Annotated in this window: 6 protein-coding genes; 5 read left to right on the top strand and 1 reads right to left on the bottom strand. The window is 65.9% G+C overall.

Features of this window, described 5'->3' with window-relative positions:
• The first annotated feature begins 219 nt into the window (after positions 1–219).
• From ACFQEU_RS11385 to ACFQEU_RS11375, 3 genes are read left to right on the top strand one after another with little or no spacing between them, the layout of a single operon-like run.
• Entirely contained in the window at positions 220–678 is a 459-nt protein-coding gene (locus tag ACFQEU_RS11385) for a DUF5796 family protein (protein WP_379782213.1), read from the top strand.
• On the top strand, positions 675–911 hold the full coding sequence (locus ACFQEU_RS11380; RefSeq protein ID WP_379782211.1) for a DUF7508 domain-containing protein: 237 nt from the start codon (positions 675–677) through the stop codon (positions 909–911). Before ACFQEU_RS11385 ends, ACFQEU_RS11380 begins: the two co-directional genes overlap by 4 nt.
• 2 nt (positions 912–913) lie before the next feature.
• On the top strand, positions 914–1,753 hold the full coding sequence (locus ACFQEU_RS11375; protein ID WP_379782209.1) for a glycerophosphodiester phosphodiesterase: 840 nt from the start codon (positions 914–916) through the stop codon (positions 1,751–1,753).
• Positions 1,754–1,890: 137 nt separating this feature from the next.
• Here ACFQEU_RS11375 and chrA read toward each other — a convergent pair whose 3' ends face one another.
• Positions 1,891–3,273 (bottom strand): chromate efflux transporter, encoded by a 1,383-nt coding sequence (gene chrA / locus ACFQEU_RS11370; RefSeq protein ID WP_379782207.1) that lies wholly within the window; start codon positions 3,271–3,273, stop codon positions 1,891–1,893.
• 403 nt (positions 3,274–3,676) lie between these two features.
• On the opposite strand from chrA, the gene ACFQEU_RS11365 reads away from it, so the two are divergent.
• Positions 3,677–4,639, top strand: a complete 963-nt coding sequence (locus tag ACFQEU_RS11365; protein ID WP_379782205.1) for a phosphate ABC transporter substrate-binding protein PstS family protein — start codon at positions 3,677–3,679, stop codon at positions 4,637–4,639.
• Between the two features lie 9 nt (positions 4,640–4,648).
• Entirely contained in the window at positions 4,649–4,840 is a 192-nt protein-coding gene (locus ACFQEU_RS11360; protein WP_379782203.1) for a hypothetical protein, read from the top strand.
• Positions 4,841–4,912: the final 72 nt, after the last annotated feature.

Here is a 4,912-nt window from a genome sequence, read left to right as displayed (position 1 = left end):
CGCCGCGCCGCTCCCGGTCGCGAGCGCGTTCAACACGGTGCCCGCGCCGAGCGCGGCTGCCCGTCCCTCCATGCCTTCACCGCGGACGAGCGCGCGCAAAGGGTTAGCGATCGCGGCGAGTCTCTCGGTCGGGTGATACGCTCTCGGTTCCGACGCGAGCCCGTCGTTCCTCCTCGGGCGAACGCGGCCCTTTTCACGGAGGCGAGCGGACGGATCCGCATGTCAGCACCGTCACGCGGCGACGTCCCGCCGACGTCGATCGGGGTCGACCTCCGCGAGGAGGGTGTCGTCGTCGAGTATCTCGACGGCCGAACGACGCTGTACCGCGGCGTCCCGGAGCCGGTCGAGGGGTCGATAACCGCCGGCCCGGGCAAGGAGACGCACGTCCTCGTCACGGACCCGACCGAGACGGAGGGCGTGATGACGTACGTGAACGATTACAAGACGGACGAGGCGATCTTAGAGGACTCCGGCGTCGGCCGCGTCATGGTGGAGAACGGCGAGACCGACGAGGTGTTCCCGGGCGTCGTCGTCGGGCGGACCGGCGAGCGCAACGAGGTGATCGCGGACCCCGAGGTCGCCGGCGGCCGCGTGTTCGTCTTCGTTGAGGACGGCTGGAGCGAGGGGAGCTTCGAGATCGTGGCCGGGCCGGATCGGGGGATCGACGCGTATCGATGAGCCTCGCGAAGCCGTGGCGCGAGCTGGACCGGGAGACGGTTCGGAGCGCGCCGAACCGGTACGCCTGTTACGAGCTCGGCGACGCCGACGGGACCACCCTCGGGTTCGGGGCGGGGATCCTCCGGGACGAGTTGAAAGAGGCGCTCGCGTACGGCGACGCCGAGCGAGTGCGGTGGGAGCTCGCCGAGTCGGCCGACCACGCGGCCCGGATCCGGGCCGACCACGGGGAGTGACCGTGCCGCTCGCACCCGACCGTGACCGCTCCCGTCTCCCCATCCCCTCGTTCCTCCTGGACACGCCCCCCGGAGGCGTGTTCCGGCTCGGCCATCGGGGGTGTTGTGGGCAGTACCCGGAGAACACGGTTGCCGCAGTCGAGGCGGCCGCGCCACACGTCGACGCGGTCGAGGTCGACGTGCGGGCGTGTGGGAGCGGGGAGCTCGTCGTGTTCCACGACGAGACGCTCGACCGCGTCACGGCCGGAAGCGGTCGGGTCGACGAGACGCCGTTCGCGACGATCCGCAACCTCGACGTGCTCGGGTCCGGCGAGCCGATCCCCACGCTCGACGACCTGCTCGACGCGATGGCCGCGCTCCCCGACCCGCCCGCGCTGGACGTCGAGATCAAGTCGTCCGAGTCCGAGACGTCCCGGGTCGCAGCGGCCGTCGTCGCGAAATGTGCGGCGGCCGATGTCGACGTCTTCTACTCGTCGTTCCACGAGCCGATACTCCGTGAGATCCGATCAGCCGACCCCGACGCCTCCCTCGCCGTCGTGTGTAGCGAGCGTCCCCGTGACGCGCTCGACCTCGCGGACGCCGTGGACGCGGTCGCCGTTCACCCGTGGAAGGCGCTGATACTCGACTCCGACGCGACGGACGGGGCAAGTGACGAGACGGTGGACGAGACGAGCGACGAGACGAGCGACGAGACGGTGGACACTGACGTCGAACTCGTCACGGCCGCCCACGACCGCGGACTCGTCGTGAACGCGTGGAGCGGTGAGACCGCGACGGAGATCCGGCAGCTTCGGGCGGCGGGCGTCGACGGCGTCATCGCCGACCGGTGGGATGTCTTCTGACTGGCCGACGTCTGTTGACCGGCGGACGCCTGCTGACCGGCGGACGCCTGCTGACCGGCCGAGAAGCCGGACGAGCGGCACGCTACGAGCTCCTCGGGACGCTGACCGAGTTGGCAGGCGGGAACGGTCGGCGGCGCTCACAACACGAAGAACGCCGCCATACCGATCCCACCTCCGCCGAAGATCAAGTACACAGCGTCGACGCCGCGGTGGAAGAGGACGAACGTGGCGAGCGCCAGGACGACCGTGAGCGGATCGAGAACCCCATCGACGACGAACGACTCACGCGCGAGTGTGACCGTCGCCCCGAGGATCGCCCCGACGACGGCAGCGTTGACGCCCGTCAGCGCCGTCTGGATCACGTCGTTCTCGCGGACCTTCGCGAAGTACGGGAAAAACCCCATAATGAAGACGAACGACGGGCCGAACGCGCCGATCGTCGCGACGAGCGCGCCGAGAACGGCGACCATCAGCAGTCCGCCGGAGGCGTCTAACAGCACCTTGTAGCCGACGAACGCGGTGGTCATCACGACCGGCCCGGGAGAGAGCTGTCCGATCGCGACCCCGTCGACGAACTCGCGGGCGGTCATCCACGCGAACTCGTTGACGACGTACTTCTCGATGAACGGAATGAGTACGAGCCCGCCGCCGTAAATAAACGACCCCGTGTAGAGCATGAACGCGAACAGCTGCACCCACGTGTTCGACCAGAGGAGGAGCAGTAGCCCCCAGATCGGCGAGGCCTCCAACGCGCTGCGCGCGCTCGGCCCGAGCAGGTCGAGGACCCGGTCGCGGAACGCGTAGCCGACAGCAGCGACGCTCCCGACGACCACACCGATGCTCACCGCCCGGAGGTTCGCTCGCACCCACGCCGATCGGTAGAGCGCCACGGCGATCAGTCCGGCGACGACGAAGGCGACGACCGGGTTCGGGTTCACGACCGCCGTGACGAGAACCGTCGCGACCAGTAACACGACGAGCAGGACGTCGACCTGCCAGGTGCTCCCGCGCACGTCGAACTCGAGGTCGGTCCGACCCTCCGCGAGCGCGGACTGCCCCATCGACCACGCCGCGCCGACGATGAGCCCGATGACGACTGGGTTGATCCCGTAAAAGAACGCCTCGACGGAGGGAACGGCCTGAAACGCGAAGTAGATCCACGAGAAGAGGACGACGAGCAGGAACGTCGGAAGCATGAACGCGCCGCCGGCGACGACCGCGCCGAGGTTCCCGCCGCGGACCCAGCCCAGGAAGATGCCGAGCTGCGTCGAGGCAGGGCCCGGCAGGGTGTTACAGATGGCGAGGCCCTCCATGAACGTCGACTGATCGGTCCAGCCGTCCGACGCCGGATCGTCGGGGTCGTCGTCGACGAGATCGTCCTCCATCATTGCGATGTGGACGAGTGGACCGCCGAAGCCGACGATCCCGATGTAGAGGAAGTAGCGCGCGATCTCCCGAAGCGTTTCCGGGGTCGCTTCACCCCGGTATGAGGCGACGTCCGCGGTCGACGTCTCGGTCATGTCGACGGCTCCCCACGGTTCGTCTCTCCCGCCGTGAACCGAACCCGTCCGTTACCGATCCCCATGGATCCGGATCGGACGGTGCCGATAAATAGGTTCTCCGTAGCCGTGAACGGTAGATAGCTCTCTCGAACGGGTCGACCGCGACCCGGCGACCGATCGGTCGACGACGACCTCCGACACGCCGGGTCGATTCCGGCGGACCCGTGAGCGGTCCGGTCGGCTAAGTACCCTCCCCGAGAACGGTTCTACCGGCGATCGTATCGAATCTTTGCTAATTACTACATATTTCTATATACCACTACGTCGCGACAATTGCGGTACTCACGGCTACTTGCTTCCCATGACCGTATTATATATCACATAGCATACTACTTAACCGAATCCGGCCTTCAGTTCGGTGATGGCACCCAGCCAGAACACGAACGGATCGGGCATCACTCGGCGGAAATCGCTTGCGGCGCTCGCGGGCGTCGGAACGTTGGCGGTGGCTGGCTGCTCCGATGACGACGGTGCGAATCTCACCATAGAGGCCTCGGGTTCGAACACGGTGCGACCACTTACCGATGCCGTCGGCGAAGCGTTCGAGGACTCGCGTGACGACGACGTCCGCGTCAACGTTCGTGGACCGGGCACCGGTGCGGGGTTCGAGGAGTTCACCCAGGGCGACACTGACATCCAGAACGCGAGCCGCGACATCTCCGAGGGGGAGCAGACTCGTGCCGACGAGAACGGGATCGACTTCACCCGGTTCACCGTCGGTCAGGACGGCCTCACGGTGTATCTTCACCCTGAAAACGACTGGGTTGACTACATTACCGCCGACGAACTCCAGCAGATTTACGACTTCGAATCCGACGTCGAGACCTGGAGTGATGTTCGCTCGGAGTGGCCCGATGAGGATATCGACGTCTGGAGCCGGGACACCGACTCCGGTACGTTCGACTTCTTCACCGAGGTGATCAACGGTGAGCCTGCTCGGGTCCGACAGGACGACATCACGATGCGTCAGGAGACCATCGCCATCGTCGACGGTGTCGCACAGAATCAGTTCGCCATCGGCTTCGGTGGCTGGAGCTACTGGCAGGAGAATCAGGACCGTGTTAACGCAGCTCCCGTCCAAGACCGCGGCGAGAGCGAGGCGTTCGCGCCGACCGTCGAGAACATCAACGCCGGTGACTACACGCCGCTGACACGGCCGCTGTTCACGTTCTACAACAACGATGCGTTCGAGCGGGAGGTCATCGTCGACTTCGCCCGGTTCTACTTCGACAACGTCCAAGACGTCGCACTGGACGTCGGCTTCTTCGGTGCGCCCGACGCGACACTCGACGAGAACCACGAGAAACTGGACGAACTGCTCTGAGGGCAGCTAATGAGTTCAGATACAGACCTCGAAATCACCGCCGCGGACGGTCGTATTGAGGCCGACCAGCGACGCAATAGCGTCGTCCGCGGCGTCCTCTTCGTTTGCATCTCGGTCACTATCCTCACGACCCTCGGTATCTTCTGGGTGCTGTTCAACGAGGCGACACACTTCTTTCGCTCTTCTGTAGGAGATTGTTGATACTGCTGAGCTGCTGCTGTCGAGTCGAAGAGGACAAGGACACCGCGTCAGCGGTGTCCGACACGGATGATT

The organism is Halorubrum tibetense (assembly GCF_042661865.1).
Classification (GTDB): domain Archaea; phylum Halobacteriota; class Halobacteria; order Halobacteriales; family Haloferacaceae; genus Halorubrum; species Halorubrum tibetense.
This window is presented reverse-complemented; position numbering and strand designations above follow the sequence as displayed.

Coding starts and splice junctions, on each gene's coding strand:
- ACFQEU_RS11385 (WP_379782213.1), top strand. CDS start 220: ATGTCAGCACCGTCACGCGGCGACGTCCCGCCGACGTCGATCGGGGTC.
- ACFQEU_RS11380 (WP_379782211.1), top strand. CDS start 675: ATGAGCCTCGCGAAGCCGTGGCGCGAGCTGGACCGGGAGACGGTTCGG.
- chrA (WP_379782207.1), bottom strand. CDS start 3,273: ATGACCGAGACGTCGACCGCGGACGTCGCCTCATACCGGGGTGAAGCG.
- ACFQEU_RS11365 (WP_379782205.1), top strand. CDS start 3,677: ATGGCACCCAGCCAGAACACGAACGGATCGGGCATCACTCGGCGGAAA.
- ACFQEU_RS11360 (WP_379782203.1), top strand. CDS start 4,649: ATGAGTTCAGATACAGACCTCGAAATCACCGCCGCGGACGGTCGTATT.